At 72.4% G+C, this 16,243-nt stretch carries 13 protein-coding genes; 6 read left to right on the top strand and 7 right to left on the bottom strand.

From position 1 onward, the window contains the following. Positions 1 to 74 precede the first annotated feature (74 nt). The 4 genes from OO68_RS31525 to OO68_RS31540 all read right to left on the bottom strand — a co-directional run bounded on the left by OO68_RS31525 (position 75) and on the right by OO68_RS31540 (position 6,130). Positions 75 to 698 (bottom strand): GntR family transcriptional regulator, encoded by a 624-nt coding sequence (locus tag OO68_RS31525; protein WP_033312601.1) that lies wholly within the window; start codon positions 696 to 698, stop codon positions 75 to 77. 375 nt (positions 699 to 1,073) lie between these two features. Continuing rightward, entirely contained in the window at positions 1,074 to 2,870 is a 1,797-nt protein-coding gene (gene sucB / locus OO68_RS31530) for a 2-oxoglutarate dehydrogenase, E2 component, dihydrolipoamide succinyltransferase (protein WP_033312602.1), read from the bottom strand. A gap of 63 nt (positions 2,871 to 2,933) precedes the next feature. Further along, on the bottom strand, positions 2,934 to 4,322 hold the full coding sequence (lpdA, locus tag OO68_RS31535) for a dihydrolipoyl dehydrogenase (RefSeq protein ID WP_033312603.1): 1,389 nt from the start codon (positions 4,320 to 4,322) through the stop codon (positions 2,934 to 2,936). A 281-nt stretch (positions 4,323 to 4,603) separates the two neighbouring features. Continuing rightward, on the bottom strand, positions 4,604 to 6,130 hold the full coding sequence (locus OO68_RS31540) for a leucyl aminopeptidase (protein ID WP_033312604.1): 1,527 nt from the start codon (positions 6,128 to 6,130) through the stop codon (positions 4,604 to 4,606). A gap of 558 nt (positions 6,131 to 6,688) precedes the next feature. Here OO68_RS31540 and OO68_RS31545 point away from each other — a divergent pair. The 5 genes from OO68_RS31545 to OO68_RS31565 all read left to right on the top strand — a co-directional run bounded on the left by OO68_RS31545 (position 6,689) and on the right by OO68_RS31565 (position 13,316). After that, positions 6,689 to 8,722, top strand: coding sequence for a hypothetical protein (locus OO68_RS31545; protein WP_033312605.1), 2,034 nt, complete (start codon positions 6,689 to 6,691; stop codon positions 8,720 to 8,722). Positions 8,723 to 8,831: 109 nt separating this feature from the next. Beyond that, positions 8,832 to 10,382 carry a GT4 family glycosyltransferase PelF gene (gene pelF / locus OO68_RS31550; protein ID WP_051814879.1) on the top strand — a complete coding sequence of 517 codons (1,551 nt, stop codon included), beginning with the start codon at positions 8,832 to 8,834 and terminating at the stop codon, positions 10,380 to 10,382. After that, complete coding sequence (locus OO68_RS47215; protein ID WP_033312607.1) at positions 10,379 to 11,893, top strand: hypothetical protein; 1,515 nt, start codon at positions 10,379 to 10,381, stop codon at positions 11,891 to 11,893. The genes pelF and OO68_RS47215 overlap by 4 nt, the downstream gene beginning before the upstream one ends. Next, complete coding sequence (locus OO68_RS31560) at positions 11,890 to 12,540, top strand: spherulation-specific family 4 protein (protein WP_033312608.1); 651 nt, start codon at positions 11,890 to 11,892, stop codon at positions 12,538 to 12,540. The genes OO68_RS47215 and OO68_RS31560 overlap by 4 nt, the downstream gene beginning before the upstream one ends. Then, the gene (locus tag OO68_RS31565; protein ID WP_033312609.1) at positions 12,537 to 13,316 is read left to right on the top strand and encodes an endo alpha-1,4 polygalactosaminidase; all 780 of its coding nucleotides are present in this window, start codon (positions 12,537 to 12,539) and stop codon (positions 13,314 to 13,316) included. The genes OO68_RS31560 and OO68_RS31565 overlap by 4 nt, the downstream gene beginning before the upstream one ends. On the opposite strand, the gene OO68_RS31570 is transcribed toward OO68_RS31565, so the two are convergent. After that, positions 13,276 to 13,887 (bottom strand): RDD family protein, encoded by a 612-nt coding sequence (locus OO68_RS31570; protein WP_033312610.1) that lies wholly within the window; start codon positions 13,885 to 13,887, stop codon positions 13,276 to 13,278. The two genes, OO68_RS31565 and OO68_RS31570, sit on opposite strands and share 41 nt — an antisense overlap. A gap of 81 nt (positions 13,888 to 13,968) precedes the next feature. Then, positions 13,969 to 14,751 (bottom strand): adenosylcobinamide-GDP ribazoletransferase, encoded by a 783-nt coding sequence (locus OO68_RS31575; protein ID WP_033312611.1) that lies wholly within the window; start codon positions 14,749 to 14,751, stop codon positions 13,969 to 13,971. A 60-nt stretch (positions 14,752 to 14,811) separates the two neighbouring features. Between OO68_RS31575 and OO68_RS31580 the strand changes: the two genes are divergently transcribed. After that, entirely contained in the window at positions 14,812 to 15,573 is a 762-nt protein-coding gene (locus OO68_RS31580; RefSeq protein ID WP_033312612.1) for a hypothetical protein, read from the top strand. Here OO68_RS31580 and OO68_RS47220 read toward each other — a convergent pair. Then, positions 15,513 to 16,211 carry a hypothetical protein gene (locus tag OO68_RS47220; RefSeq protein WP_033312613.1) on the bottom strand — a complete coding sequence of 233 codons (699 nt, stop codon included), beginning with the start codon at positions 16,209 to 16,211 and terminating at the stop codon, positions 15,513 to 15,515. The two genes, OO68_RS31580 and OO68_RS47220, sit on opposite strands and share 61 nt — an antisense overlap. Positions 16,212 to 16,243 lie beyond the last annotated feature (32 nt).

The following is a 16,243-nucleotide window of genomic DNA, read 5'->3' on the forward strand; positions in this document are numbered from 1 at the left end:
CGGTGGCACGCGGTGACGGGTTGGTGAGCGGTTTTCGCAGGTCGGAGGCGTATGAGCGAGGGTGCGCTCGGGTGTCACGCCCGGGGCGCGCAGCCCAGCACATGGGCCTTCACGAGCTCGGCGATGCGCGGGTCGCGGCGCTTGAACGCGGCGACGAGCTCCTCGTGCTCCTCCGCGTACGACTGCTGCTGGGTGCCCAGCCAGCGGATCGACAGGGCCGTGAACACCTCGATGCCGAGGCCTTCCCAGGTGTGCAGCAGGACGGAATTGCCCGCGGCGCGCACGAGTTCGCGGTGGAAGGCGACGGTGTGGCGGACCTGGGCCGTGCCGTCGGAGACGCGGTCGGCCTCGTACAGAGCGCTGACGTGGGGCTCCAGAGCCGAGCAGTCCTCCGCGAGGCCCTGCGCGGCCAGCTCGGCGGCGATGGCCTCCAGACCGGCCCGGACCGGGTAGCTCTCCTCCAGGTCGGCGGCCGTCAGATTCCGCACGCGCACGCCCTTGTTCGGAGCGGACTCGATCAGGCGCAGCGACTCCAGCTCGCGCAGGGCCTCACGGACCGGGGTCTGGCTGACCTCCAGCTCGGTGGCGATCCGGCGCTCGACGATCCGCTCGCCCGGCTGCCAGCGTCCGCTGATGATCCCCTCCAGGATGTGCTCGCGGATCTGCTCGCGGAGCGAGTGGATGACGGGCGCGGTCATGAGGGCTCCTCAGTCGGGATTGACGTTTAGACAATACGGCCAGGACGCGTCGCCGGGTGAGCCGACGGGGGTGCTTTTGCGCAGGTGAGATCAGGCTTACACGGGGTGGGGTCTGAGGTGCCCAAAGAGCTCGGTGCGTGGGGTTGTCGGGCGGGTGCGGGTTGTGAGGGGCTCTTCGCGCAGTTCCCCGCGCCCCTGAGGTACGTGCAGCAGGCCCACCTCGGGGGCGCGGGGAACTGCGCGATCAGCACACGGCCACCCGCACCCGCCCGACGACAGATCCGACCGAGCTCTCAAGCGCCCCAAAAAGCCGTGGCCCCGTCCGGAGAAGTTCCGGACGGGGCCACGGCCGCGGGCTCAAAACCCTGGTGTTGCCTACAGGCCGAGCTCGACCTCGAACTCGCCTGCCTCCAGGATGGCCTTGACCGCCGTCAGGTAACGGGCGGCGTCGGCGCCGTCCACCAGACGGTGGTCGTAGGACAGGGTCAGGTACGTCATGTCGCGGACGCCGATGACCGTACCCTCCTCCGTCTCGATGACGGCGGGGCGCTTGACCGTCGCGCCGATCCCGAGGATCGCGACCTGGCCCGGCGGCACGATGATCGTGTCGAAGAGCGCGCCGCGCGACCCGGTGTTGGAAATGGTGAAGGTCGCGCCGGACAGCTCGTCCGGGGTGATCTTGTTGGCGCGGACCTTGCCCGCCAGGTCGGCCGTGGCCTTGGCGATACCGGCGAGGTTGAGGTCACCGGCGTTCTTGATGACCGGGGTCATCAGGCCCTTCTCGGAGTCCACCGCGATACCGATGTTCTCGGTGTCGAAGTAGGTGATGGTCCCCTCGGCCTCGTTGATCTTGGCGTTGATCGGCGCGTGCGCCTTCAGCGCCTGGGCCGCGGCCTTGACGAAGAACGGCATCGGGGAGAGCTTGACGCCCTCACGCGACGCGAACGCGTCCTTGGCACGGGCACGCAGCTTCATGAGACGCGTGACGTCGACCTCGACGACCGAGGACAGCTGGGCCTGCTCGTGCAGGGCCTTGACCATGTTGTCGCCGATGACCTTGCGGATCCGCGGCATCTTGACGGTCTGGCCGCGCAGCGGGGACGCCTCCAGCACCGGGGCCTTCTTCGAGGCAGCCGGAGCGGCCGCGGCCGGAGCCGGGGCGGCGGTGGCGGCCTTCGCGGCCTCGGCGGCGGCGACGACGTCCTGCTTGCGGATACGGCCGCCGACGCCGGTGCCCTTGACGGTCGCCAGGTCGACGCCCTGCTCGGCGGCGAGCTTGCGCACCAGCGGGGTGACGTAGGCGCCGTCGTCGGCCGGCTTGGCGGCGGCCGGAGCGGCCGGGGCCTGGGCCGGAGCCGGGGCGGGAGCAGGAGCGGCCGGGGCCGGCTCGGGAGCCGGGGTGACCTGCTGCTGCGGGGCCGGGGCCGACGGGGCCTGCGGGGCCGGGGCGGGCTGCGCCGGGGCCGGAGCCGTGGGCTCGGGCTGGGCCGGGGCGGCCGGGGCCTCCTGCGCCGGGGCCTCCTGAGCCGGGGCGGCGGCCGGAGCCGCACCCGCCTCGCCGATGACGGCGAGCTTGGCGCCGACCTCGGCGGTCTCGTCCTCGCCGACCACGATCTCCAGCAGCGTGCCGGAGGTGGGGGCGGGGATCTCGGTGTCGACCTTGTCCGTCGACACCTCCAGCAGCGGCTCGTCGGCCTCGACGGTGTCACCGACCGACTTCAGCCAGCGGGTGACGGTGCCCTCGGTGACGGACTCGCCGAGCGCGGGCAGGACGACGTCCGTGCCCTCGGCGGAGCCGCCGCCGGTGGCGGCGTCGGCGGTGGGAGCGGGCGCCGGGGCGGCCTGCTCGGTGGACGGGGCGGCCGGAGCCGGCTCGGGGGCCGGCTCGGCGACCTGCTCCGCGGCGGGGGCCGGGGCGGCGGCGGGCGCGCCGCTGCCGTCGTCGATCAGGGCCAGCTCGGCGCCGACCTCGACCGTCTCGTCCTCGGCGACCTTGATGGAGGCCAGGACACCGGCTGCGGGCGAAGGAATCTCGGTGTCGACCTTGTCGGTCGACACCTCGAGCAGCGGCTCGTCGGCCTCGACGCGCTCGCCCTCGGCCTTCAGCCAGCGGGTGACAGTGCCCTCGGTGACGCTCTCGCCGAGCGCCGGAAGGGTTACGGAAACCGCCATGGTTTCGGTTGCTCCTTACGGAAAGTGCGGAAGTCTGTGTCGTCGCGTGTGTCGACCGAGGGGTCAGTCGTGCGCGTGGAGGGGCTTGCCGGCCAGGGCCAGGTGGGCCTCGCCGAGCGCCTCGCTCTGGGTCGGGTGGGCGTGGATGAGCTGCGCGACCTCGGCGGGCAGCGCCTCCCAGTTGTAGATCAGCTGGGCTTCGCCGACCTGCTCGCCCATGCGGTCGCCGACCATGTGGACGCCGACGACGGCACCGTCCTTGACCTGGACGAGCTTGATCTCGCCCGCGGTGTTCAGGATCTTGCTCCTGCCGTTGCCCGCGAGGTTGTACTTGAGAGCGACGACCTTGTCCGCGCCGTAGATCTCCTTGGCCTTGGCCTCGGTGATACCGACGGAGGCGACCTCCGGGTGGCAGTACGTCACCCGCGGGACACCGTCGTAGTCGATCGGAACGGTCTTCAGACCGGCCAGGCGCTCCGCCACCAGGATGCCCTCGGCGAAGCCGACGTGCGCGAGCTGGAGGGTCGGGACGAGGTCACCGACGGCGGAGATGGTCGGCACGTTCGTGCGCATGTACTCGTCGACCAGGACGTAGCCGCGGTCCATCGCGACGCCCTGCTCCTCGTAGCCCAGGCCCTGGGAGACCGGGCCGCGGCCGATGGCGACCAGCAGGACCTCGGCCTCGAACTCCTTGCCGTCGGCGAGGGTGACCTTGACGCCGTCCTGGGTGTACTCGGCCTTCTGGAAGAAGGTGCCCAGGTTGAACTTGATGCCGCGCTTGCGGAACGCGCGCTCCAGGAGCTTGGAGGAGTTCTCGTCCTCGACCGGGACGAGGTGCTTCAGGCCCTCGACGATCGTGACCTCGGTGCCGAAGGACTTCCAGGCCGAGGCGAACTCGACGCCGATGACACCGCCGCCCAGGATGATCGCGGACTTCGGCACGCGGTCCAGGACGAGGGCGTGGTCGGAGGAGATGATCCGGTTGCCGTCGATGTCCAGGCCGGGCAGCGACTTCGGCACGGAGCCGGTCGCGAGCAGGATGTGGCGGCCCTCGACGCGGCGGCCGTTCACGTCGACGGACGTGGGGGAGGACAGCCGGCCCTCACCCTCGATGTACGTCACCTTCCGGGAGGCCACGAGCCCCTGCAGGCCCTTGTACAGGCCCGCGATCACGCCGTCCTTGTACTTGTGGACCCCGGCGATGTCGATGCCCTCGAAGGAGGCCTTCACACCGAACTGCTCGCTCTCGCGGGCCTGGTCGGCGATCTCGCCCGCGTGCAGCAGGGCCTTGGTGGGGATGCATCCCCGGTGCAGGCAGGTGCCGCCGACCTTGTCCTTCTCGATCAGGGCGACGTCCAGGCCCAGCTGCGCCCCGCGCAGGGCCGCGGCGTAACCACCGCTGCCACCGCCGAGGATCACTAGGTCGAAAACGGTGCTGGCGTCGTTCGCCACGTCACGTCCTCCATGCATGTGCGCCGTGAGCCGGTCTTCGGTGACCGGCAGGCGGCTGGTGTCCGGCCGCTCGTTCTTCGGCCCTTCGGTGGGGCCCTGTCCTGCCGAGCCCCATCTTCGCACTTGTCGACACACAAAGAGACGCCGGGCTGCTGTGTGAGACGCCCCACGTTCAGATGAGCCACGCCCCCGGAAGGGGAGGGGGCGCGGGGAACTGCGCGAACAGCCCCCACGCCCCCGCACCCGCCACACAACGGGCGAGACCGAGCCGAGAGGCGAACTCAGCCGAGGTCACCCGCGGCCGTCAGCTCGGCCAGCCGCACCAGCGTCCGCACAGCCGTGCCCGTGCCGCCCTTCGGCGTGTACCCGAACGGCCCGCCCTCGTTGAAGGCCGGCCCGGCGATGTCCAGGTGCGCCCAGGTGATGCCCTCGCCCACGAACTCGCGCAGGAAGAGACCGGCGACCAGGCCGCCGCCCATCCGCTCACCCATGTTCGCGATGTCGGCCGTGGGTGAGTCCATGCCCTTGCGCAGGTGCTCCGGCAGCGGCATCGGCCACGCCGGCTCCCCGACCTCCTCGGCGGCCTCGCACAGCGCGGCGCGGAACGCGTCGTCGTTGCCCATGATCCCGAACGTGCGGTTGCCGAGCGCCAGCACCATCGCCCCGGTCAGCGTCGCCACGTCCACGATCGCGTCCGGCTTCTCCTGCGACGCCGCCCACAGGGCGTCCGCGAGCACCAGCCGGCCCTCGGCGTCGGTGTTGAGCACCTCCACCGTCTTGCCGCTGTACATCCGCAGCACGTCACCCGGACGGGTGGCGGAGCCGGAGGGCATGTTCTCGGCCAGGGCGAGCCAGCCGGTGACGTTGACCTCCAGGCCGAGACGCGCGGCGGCGACGACCGCGGCGAACACCGAGGCCGCGCCGCTCATGTCGCACTTCATCGTCTCGTTGTGACCGGCCGGCTTCAGCGAGATGCCGCCCGAGTCGTAAGTGATGCCCTTGCCGACGAGGGCGAGGTGCTTCTTCGCCTTCGAGGAGGTGTAGGACAGCTTCACCAGGCGCGGTCCCGCCGCCGAACCGGCCCCGACGCCGAGGATGCCGCCGTAGCCGCCCTTGACCAGGGCCTTCTCGTCGAGCACCTGCACCTTGATGCCGTGCTCCTTGGCCGCGGCCTGGGCGATCGCGGCGAACGACTCGGGGTTCAGGTCGTTCGGCGGGGTGTTGACCAGGTCGCGGGCGCGGTTGAGCTCCTCGGACACGGCGACGGCACGTTCGAGCGCGGCCTTGTACGCCTTGTCGCGGGGCTTGCCGCCGAGCAGGGCGACCTCGGCGAGGGGAGCCTTGCCGTTCTTCGCCTTGGGGTCCTTGCCGTTGTCCTTGTAGGCGTCGAAGGAGTACGCGCCGAGCAGCGCGCCCTCTCCGATCGCGCCGGCGTCGGCGGCGTCACCCAGCGGCAGTGCGAAGGCGGCCTTCTTGGAGCCGGCCAGGGCGCGGGCGGCGACACCGGCGGCCCTGCGCAGGGCCTCGGTGCCGTACTCGGCGTCCTTGTCCGGGACCGGGCCCAGACCGACCGCCAGGACGAGCGGTGCCTTGAAGCCGGACGGCGCCGGCAGCTTCGTCACCTCGCCCTCGCCGCCGGAGGCGCCGAGCGTCTCCAGAACGCCGGCCAGCCTGCCGTCGTACGCCTTGTCCACGGCCTCGGCGCCCGGTGCGACGACCGGCCCCTTGGCACCCTTGGCGACACCGATCACGATCGCGTCGGCCCGCAGGCCGGGCGCCGCGGCGGTGCTGAGAGTGAGAGCAGTCACGGTGGTGAAATCTCGCTTCCGATGTGAAGTTGCTGTGGTCGAACGGTGTGGGTCGACCGGGCCCGACAGCCGACCCTAAGGGTCGGTCGGTGATCTCCCGCCTGCCCGGCGGGGTCTGGCACGCGCATCTGCGGCGTTGTCGTCGGTCACCGACTCCCCCACGCTCGGCTGCGCTCGCGCGGGAGGGACCCCCATCGCGTCGCCTCCCTCCTCCGCCTTGCAGCTGCACGCACCAGACCCCGCCGGGCCCGCCCTCCGGGCGGACGACGGGAGATCGCCGACCGACCCTATTCCGACCTCAGGGTCTGTGGTTCACGGGGCCTTCCCCGGTGCGGCGAACACTCGACGACGAGACTACGCGCGTGGCCCCGTTCGCTCATTCCTACGGGCGTTCACCTGTCGGTGGCGTAGTGGCCATTTCTTGATCCTCCATGTCGGTGAACTGAGTCACACTCGTCCCGATCCGGTGAGCGCCCTGCTCGCCGCTTTGCATGATTTCCACGGGTCCTCCTCTGTTCGAACGCAAGAGGATTCCTGGGATCTTCTGGGGGAGGAACCATGGCGCAGCGTGCGCGCGGGTGGAGAAGGACGGCCGCCGCGATGGCGGCGGCAGGCATGATCACGGCGGGGGCGACAGCACCCGGGGCGGCGGCCGCGGAGGCACCGCGCATCGATCTGAAGGTGCTGGTGGTGGACAACGGCGACAGCCCCGTGAAGGCCGTCACCGCCCAGCTCAGGAGCACGGGCATCCCGTACACGACCATCGACCTGAACGACTCCGGCCGGCCGAGGATCACGGCCGCGTTCCTGAGCGACACCGTGAACGGCCGGCCCCGCGCCAAGTACCAGGGCGTCGTCCTGCCCAACGAGGCCCCGTTCGGCACGGACTCCGCCGAGCAGACCGCGCTGGAGACCTACGAACGGACGTACGGCATCCCGCAGGTCGACGCCTACACCTGGGCGCACCCGGGAGTCGGCCTCGACTACACCAGCGAGGGTGGCTGGGCAGGCACTCTTGACGGCCGCGAGGCATCCGTCACCGCGGCCGGGAAGGCCGGCTCGTTCGGCTACCTCGACGGCGCGTTCCGCTTCGAGGACGGCGCCCCGGCCGTGCAGGAGAGCTACGGCTACGTCGCCCGGCCCCGCACCGGCTTCACCAGCTACGTCGACATCCCCGTGCCCGGCGGCACCGGCCGCGGCAGCCTCGTCGGCGAGTACGCCCACGACGGCCGCCGCGAACTGGTGGTGACCTTCGCCTACAACAACAACCAGCAGCAGTTCCGGTTGCTGGCCCGCGGCATCGTCGAGTGGCTCACCCAGGGCGTGCACCTGGGGCAGACCCGCAACTCCTTCGCGGTGCACGTCGACGACGTGTTCGCCCCGGACAGCCGCTGGAACACCGAACGCAACTGCACCCCGGGCGACTTCGACTGCGCGGGCGGCGACGGCGAGGGCACCGCACCGATCCGTATGACCGCGGACGACGCCGCCTACGCCGCCCAGTGGCAGCGCGAGCACGGCTTCACCATGGACATGGTCTTCAACGCCGGCTCCGGCGAGGAGTGGAAGGCCGAGCACGGCGGCACCGACGCCCTCACCACCCGGCTGCTCACCGACAAGGCGCAGTACCGCTGGGTCAACCACACCTACACGCACCCCTTCCTCGGCTGCGTGCAGGACACGTCCAGCGTGCCGTGGAGCTGCGCGAAGAACGCCGACGGCTCGACGAAGTACATGAGCCGCGCCGAGATCGCCGCGCAGATCCGGGACAACCACAACTGGGCCGTGAACAAGGGCCTGCCCGTCGACCGCACCGAGCTGGTCACCGGTGAGCACTCGGGCCTGAAGACCCTGCCGCAGCAGCCGGACGACAATCCCAACCTGGCCGGTGCCCTCGCCGACACCGGCGTCAAGTGGATCGCCTCGGACAACTCGCGCGAGCCGGAGCAGCGGAAGGTCGGCAACGCCCTGACCGTCCCGCGCCACCCGATGAACGTGTACTACAACGTGGGCACGGCGGCCGAGATGGCCGACGAGTACAACTGGGTCTACACCTCGCGCGCCGACGGCGGCAGCGGCGTCTGCGAGGACAACCCCACCTCGACGTGTCTGGACGAGCCGCTCGACCCCGCCACGGGTTACGCCGAGCACATCGTCCCGCAAGAGGCCCGCACCGCCCTCGGACACGCCCTCGCGGGCGACCCCCGGCCGCACTACGCGCACCAGTCCAACCTGGCCGAGGACCGGTTGCTCTACCCGGTCATGGAGAAGGTGCTCGCCGACTACCGGGCCCTGTTCGCCGACAACACCCCGCTGGAAAACCCCCGGCACAGCGCGATCGGCACCGAGGTGCAGCGCCGCGCCGCCTGGCAGACGGCCCTGGTGAACAACCGCGTGACGGCCTACCGCATCGGGAACACGGTCACGGTCACCGCCCCGTCGGGCACCCAGATCCCGGTGACCGCCCCGGAGGGCACGAAGAAGCAACTCGTCCTGGGCACCACCGCCTTCGGCACCCCGTACGCGGGAGCCCGCTCGGCCTGGACGACCCCGGCAGCACTCCAGTCGGCTCTGACCTTGAAATTGCCCTAGAGCCTTCAGGGGCGCGGGGAACTGCGCGACCAGCCCACCACGAGCCCGCACTCGGGATCCGGGCAGCAGTTCCCCGCACACCATCCGCACCACAGGGGGAAGACACCGCATGAGGCGAACAGGCCGTCATGTCACCATGCTCACGGAAGGCACCTACCCGCACGTCCACGGCGGCGTCAGCACCTGGTGCGACCAACTCGTCAAGGGCATGCCCGAGGTCGACTTCCACATCGTCTCGCTCACCGGCAACGGCAGGGAACCCGTCACCTGGGAACTGCCGCCCAACGTCTACGCGCACACCTCGGTCCCGACCTGGGGCCAGCGCCCCGGCCGCGCGAGACCCCCGTACGGCAGGGCCCGCCGCCGCTTCACCGAGAGCTACGAGCGCTTCCTGCTCTCCTTCCTGGACCCCGGCTCGCACGCCGACTTCGGCGAATCCCTGGACGAACTGGCCGGACTCGCCCGGGACGGACTGCTGCCGGCGGCGCTGCGCACCGAGTCGGCGCTGCGGTCCCTGATGTGGATATGGACGATGCCGCATCTGCCGACGGCCGCCGCCCGCCCCACCGTGCACGACGCGCTGACCGCGACCGACCTGCTGGAACACGCGCTGCGCCCGCTCGGTGTCCGCATCCCCGAGGACTCCGTCGCGCACGCCGTCAGCAGCGGCCTCGCCACCTTGCCCGCGCTCGCCGCCCGCCACCTGGACGGTGTGCCGTTCCTGCTCACCGAGCACGGCATCTACCTGCGCGAGCGCTACCTCGGCTACCGGCGCGACGCCCAGCGCTGGCCCGTGAAGGCCTTCATGCTGGGCTTCTACCGCGAGCTGAACTCCTACGGCTACCGTGCCGCCGACCTGATCACCCCCTGCAACCAGTACAACCGCCGCTGGGAAGAGCGCGGCGGCGCCGACGCGGGCAAGATCCGCACGGTCTACAACGGCGTCGACCCGGCCGCCTTCCCGCACGCGGGCCCCGAGCCCGAGGTCCCGACCCTGTCCTGGTGCGGCCGGATCGACCCCATCAAGGACCTGGAGACCCTGATCCGCGCCTACGCCATGGTGCGCGCCGAGATCCCGGCGGCCCGGCTCCGCCTCTTCGGCCCGGTCCCGCCCGGCGGCGAGGCCTACCGCACCCGGCTGGAGAAGCTCGCCGCCGAACTGGGCGTCACCGACGGCCTCACCTTCGAGGGCCGCATCACCGAGGTCTGGCGCGCCTACGCGGCCGGGCACCTCGTCATGCTGTCGTCGATCTCCGAGGGCTTCCCGTTCTCCATCATCGAGGCCATGTCCTGCGGCCGTACGACGGTGTCGACGGACGTCGGCGGGGTGCGCGAGGCCGTCGGCGACACGGGCCTGGTCGTCCCGCCGCGCGAGCCGGAGAAGATGGCCGCCGCCGCGCTGACCCTGCTCAAGGACGATCGACGACGCCTCGAACTGGGCGAGTTGTCACGTCAGCGCGTCATCGACCGGTTCACGCTGCGCCGCTCGGTGGACGCCTTCCGCACGATCTACAAGGAACTCGCGGGCGAGGACGAGGTGTACGAGCCGACGCTGGAGACCGTCGCCGACTGGACCCTGGAGCTGCGCGACCCCTGGTACGCGTCCACGGCGGTCTGGGGGTCCCCCCGGACGGAGTCCGGGGGAGGGGCCGGCTGGTGAGCGGAAGCGTCTGGCTGCCCCCGGGCTCCCGCCCGGACGCCCTGCCCGGCATCCCCCGGCAGCGGCAGCGCACCCCCAGCTGGGCCCAGCCCGATCCCGTCGACGAACTCACCGAGCGCCTCGACGACTTCATAGCCGCGGCGGTCCACCCCGACGAGATCGCGGCGCTCCTGGAGTCCGACGGCCTCTCCGACGACCAGATACGCGAGCGGTACGGCCTGAAGAACTCCTTCGCGCTCGCCGAGACCCTCTACGAACGCGTCGAACGCCGCTACCCCGAGCCCGACGGCCCCGCCCCCGACCCCTGGCAGACCGGCCTCCTCGGCTGCCTGCTGCGCGGCGTCGTCTTCGCCCTGCCCGGACTCGCCTACGTCCTCGGCGCGCCCCTGTTCACCGGCCCGGGCGACCACGGCCTGCCCGCGGGCACGGTCCCGCTGCTGGCGGGGGCCCTGTGCGGCTGGACCTGGAACCAGGGCCTCGCCCACCGCGCGTACGCGTGGCTGGGGCTCGGCGACCGGCCCGCCGCCCGGCGCGCCCTGCTGCTCGGCGCCCCGGCGGGCGCGCTGCTCGGCTCCCTGGTCGCCGTGTCGTTCGCGGGCGGCTCCGCCCCGGCGGTGGTCGCCTTCGCCGCCGGGCAGTCCTGCTACCTGGCCGCGGCGACCGTCCTGCTGGTGATGGGCCGTGAGCGGCTCCTGCTGCTCGCCCTCGCACCGATGGCGGCGGGCGCGGTCTGGTCACTCGCCGACCCGCTGCCCGAGACCGCGGGTCCGGCCCTGCTGCTGGGCTCGCTGGCGGCGGTCGCCGTGCTCGGGCTGCGCGAGGTGGCACCCGCCCTCAAGGGCGGGCAGGGCTGGACGTCAGGCCTCGTCGCCCTGCTCCCGTTCGGCGCGTTCGGCACCCTCCCCGCCCACCGGCGCCCCGCCGCACCCCGGCTCACGGGCTCCCTGCCGTACGCCCTGTTCGGGCTCGCCACCGGTGTGCTCGTGCTGTACGCGGCGCTCGGCGACGTCCTGGCCGGCGCGTCGGCCGGTGCGGTCGCCGCGCCCGCCGCTGTGGCGCTCACCCTCAGCATGGGGCCCGCCGAGTGGCTGCTGTACCGCTTCCGCAGCGGCAGCCTCGCCGGCCTGCGCTCCAGCAGCACCCCCCGCGACTTCCGGCGGACCACGGTCCGGACGGTCGTGCGGTGCCTGGCCGCTTACCTCGCCGTGCTGCTCGCGCTGAGCCTCACGGCCTCCGCCCTGTGGCCGCACGCCCCGCTGCCGGGCGGCGTCAGGGCGGCCGGGCTGCTCCTGCTGGGCGTGGTCCTGTGGACGGGCCTGCTGCTCCAGTCGTTCGGCGCGGTGACCGGCGCCACGGCGGTGTGCTGCGCCGCGGCCCTGGTGCAGACCCTGCTCCTCGTCACCCGCACCGGCGATCCGCACGTGGGAGCAGCGGTCGTGTACGGCACGGCGGCCGCCGTCCAGGCGGCCCTGGTGTGCCATCTGCTGGGAAGGGCAACCGCCCACCGATGAGCACTCTCCTGGTCCCGTACTACGAGCACCCGTCCGTCCGCCCCGCCGAATGGGACGCGATCGTCGCGGCGGCGCCCCGCCTGTACGGGGTCGTCCTCAACCCGGCCAGCGGCCCCGGCGACCGCCCCGACACGGCCTTCGCCGAGGTCGCCGCCCGGCTGCGGGCCGCGGGCGTGCGGGTCCTCGGGTACGCCGACACCGGCTACGGCCGCCGCGCCGCCACCGAGGTCGTCCGCGACCTCACCCGGCACCGCGACTGGTACGGCACCGACGGCGCCTTCCTCGACCAGGTGCCGTCCGGGCCGGAGGAGTTCGAGCACTACCAGAAGCTGGCGGTCGCGGCCTGGGGCGTCGGCTGCGCCACCCTCGTCCTCAACCACGGCACGGCACCGCACCCCTGCTACGCCCGCATCGCCGACGTGCTCGTCACCTTCGAGGGCCCCTGGGCCGCGTACCGCGCCCTGCCCCCGCAACCCCGGCCCGGCGGCACGGACGTACGGCTGTGCCACCTCGTCCACGGCGTGCCGCCCGGAGCCGACCCGGAGGGTCTGGCCCGGGCGCGGGGCGCGGCGGTGCACTGCGCGGTGCCCGGCACCGGAGATCATCCTTGGGGCACTCTGCCGCATACCTTGGAGAACCTTCCGTGAGACGCCCGCTGTTGCTCACCGCCCTGCTCGTCCTGCTGCTCGCGGGCTGCACCCCGCCCCCCGACGACAAGCCCGGCCCCCGCTGGCAGCCCCGCCCCGGCACCGCCTGGCAGTGGCAGCTCAGCGGACGCCTGGACACCTCCGTCGACGTGCCGGTCTACGACATCGACGGCTTCGACCACTCCGAGGAAACGGTCGCCCGGCTGCACCGCGAGGACCGCAAGGTCATCTGCTACCTCTCCACCGGCGCCTGGGAGGAGTTCCGCCCGGACGCCGGGAAGTTCCCGAAGGCCGTGCTCGGGCGCGGCAACGGCTGGAAGGGCGAGCGCTGGCTCGACATCCGCCGCACCGACGTCCTGGAACCACTCATGGCGGCCCGGATCGACATGTGCCGCGCCAAGGGCTTCGACGCGGTGGAGCCGGACAACATGGACGGCTACCGCAACGACACCGGTTTCCCGCTCACGGCCACCGACCAGCTCCGCTACAACCGCCTCATCGCCCGCCTGGCCCACGACCGGGGCCTGGCCGTCGGTCTGAAGAACGACCTGGACCAGATCCCGGAACTGGTCGGGGACTTCGACTTCGCGGTCAACGAGCAGTGCGCCCAGTACCGCGAGTGCGCGGCCCTCAAGCCGTTCGTCGAGTCCGGCAAGGCCGTCTTCCATGTCGAGTACGAGGTCCCCACCGGCCGCTTCTGCGCCGACTCCCGCCGCCTGAAGCTCAGTTCGCTGCTCAAAAAGTACGAACTGGGGGCGTGGCGACGGGCCTGCTGAACCCGATGCCGGTGACCGCCGTGCCCGCGACCCGGTCGGCGAGGGACCGGCGGCCGGGGGAGAGGACCGGCAGCGCGTTCACCAGGAACAGCACCACCGCGACCGCCCACACCAGGACGGACAGCACGATCTGCCCCTCGACGAGCAGCACGCAGGCCACGGCGTACACGGCGACGTCCGCGGCGGTGGTGACCGCGGCCCGCCGCGCCGCCCGGACCCGGGGCGGGAGGTTCGGGGTGACCTTGAGCCCGGTCAGGGCCTTGCCGACGGTGCGCCCGGCCAGGGCCAGGCACGCCCACTGGTAGAGGAACACCGTCAGCACCAGCAGCCCGAAGGCCTGCTCGACGTACAGCACCGACTTGTTCCACAGCGAGAGCCCCAGGTCCTGGGAGGCGTCGAGCACGTCGCCGCGCGAGGTCAGCAGGTCGAAACCGCCCCGGGTGGCCAGTTCGGGCACGTCGGTGACGAGTGCGGAGACCCGGTGGAAGGTGAGTACGGCGAGCGCCGAGGCCAGCGCCACCATCAACGCGAAATCGACCAGCCAGGCCGTGGCACGGCGCAGCTTCGGCATGAACGTCCCCCGATCACTTGTGTGTCGGGCAGGAAGCTAGCGGCTGGGCGGCCCGTGCAGGAGGGGGACGGGAAGATCGTTTCAGCCCGGTGACAGAACGATGAGCGCCGTGGTCGCCGCCGTCTCCGCCAGACCGCCGAAGACGTCCCCCGTGACCCCGCCGAAGCGGCGCGTGCAGTGGCGGAGCAGCGCCTCGGCGGCGGCCAGGGCGAGGACGACCGCGAGTACGGCGCGGACCGGTCCGTACGGCCCGAAGAGAGCACCGGCCGCCGCAGCGGCCCCCGCGACGGCCAGGGCGGCGAGCACCGCCCCCCGCAGCGGCACCACCCCCGCGACGGCCGCCCCCAGCCCCTCCGGCCGCGCCGCCGGCACGCCGGCCCGGGCCGCCAGGGTCAGGGCCAGCCGGGCGAGGGTCGCGGAGACGACGGCGGCGCACGCGCCCCGGGCCCAGGAGGCGTCGTACGCCTGGGTGAGCGCGGCGACCTGCGCGAGCAGAGTGAGGACGAGGGTGATCACCCCGAAGGGCCCGATGTCCGACTGCTTCATGATCCGCAGCGCGTCCTCGGCGGGCTTCCCGCTGCCCAGCCCGTCGGCGGTGTCCGCGAGCCCGTCGAGATGCAGCCCCCGGGTGAGGACGGCCGGGACGGCGACGGTCGCCACGGCGGCCAGCGGCGCACCCACGCCGAGGAACAGCAGCACCAGCCCGAGCCCGGCGGCGGCGGCGCCGACCGCAAGCCCCGCCAGCGGAGCGCACAGCATGCCGCCGCGGGCGGCCTCCCGGTCCCACCGCGTCACCCGGACCGGGATCACCGTGAGGGTGCCGAAGGCGAAGCGGAGGCCGTCGAGGGGCGAGGTTGCGGGCACCGGCGCAGGCTACCGGCCGGTCAGGAGAGCGAGCACGGCGCCCGAGGATAAAGTGCGCATATGGGATGGTTCGAGCGGAACATCATGGAACCTGGCAAGCTGCCGCTGCTCCTCGCTCTCATCTCCTTCGTCCTGACCTTCCTGATCACCCGGGTGATCACCCGCCTCATCCGGGCGGGCAAGGGCCCCTTCGGCAACGTCAGCAGCGGAGGCGTCCACGTCCACCACGTGGTCCCCGGCGTCATCCTGACGATCGTCGGCGGCTTCGGCGCGGTCGCCGGCGGCCAGTACGGTTTCGGCTCGGCGCTGGCCGCCGTCATCTTCGGCATCGGCGCGGGCCTCGTCCTGGACGAGTTCGCCCTGGTCCTGCACCTCGCCGACGTCTACTGGACGCCGGACGGCCGCAAGAGCGTGGAGATGGTCGTCCTCACCGCGTCCCTCGTCGGCCTGCTCCTGATCGGCTTCTCGCCGCTGGGCGTCAACGACCTCAATGAGGACCAGCAGCAGAATCGCGCCGTCGCCCTCGTGACCGTCCTGGCGAACTTCCTGTTCGCCCTCATCGCCCTGTTCAAGGGCAAGGTCCGGCTGGCCGTCCTCGGTGCGATCATCCCGCTCGTCGCCCTGGTCGCAGCCCTGCGGCTGGCCCGGCCCACCTCCCCGTGGGCCAAACGGTTCTACCGGAACCGCCCCCGCGCCCGGGCCAGGTCCGCCCTGCGCTCCTACCGCCACGACCGGCGCTGGGTGACCCCCTCGCGGGCTTTTCACGACTGGCTCGGCGGCGCGCCCGACCCCGAACCGGCCCGGTCCCTCGAACGCCGCTGACGCACCTCGCCCACCCCGCACAGCACCAGCACCGCCATGATCGCGGCGAGGTGCTCCTTGCCGGCGAGGTTCTCCTTCAGCACCACCTCGGCCACCATTGCCACGATCACCACCGAGGCCGTGACGTACGCCCGGTAGCGCCACCCGAGGAAGACGGCCAGCCCCACCACCGCCGCCGACGGCCCGGTGTCCACGACCCAGGCGTCCGAGGCGGGCAGGCCGAGCGGGGAGTGCGGGCCCAGCCGGATGCCCAGGCGTGCGTACAGCGTGCCCGCAAGCGTCGCCACGTAGGCGAGGGCCAGCGTCCGCCACCGGCCCAGGCACAGCTCGGCGATGCCGAACACCAGCAGGATCTGCACGAGCGCGCCCCAGACCGGCAGGTCCAGAGCGGGCACGAACAGCGACAGCGGGGTCCGCAGCAGCGTCGGCCACAACGGGTCCGCGGCCCGCACCCCGCCGGCGTTCTGCACGAACCGGTAGCCCCACGCCTGGCCGTGCACGAGGTGCAGTACGGCCGTGAGGCACACGGCCCCGACCGCCAGCGGCACGGCCCGCCACCGCCGCTCGGCCAGCGGCCCGCGCACCGCGGCGTACAGCCGTCCCCATTCGGCGCGGGCCCAGCGGGCGAGCGTGGTCATCCGGCGGTCGTCCTCGTCCGTACGCGGCGGTG

It is taken from the genome of Streptomyces iakyrus, assembly GCF_000717055.1.
GTDB classification, from domain to species: domain Bacteria; phylum Actinomycetota; class Actinomycetes; order Streptomycetales; family Streptomycetaceae; genus Streptomyces; species Streptomyces iakyrus.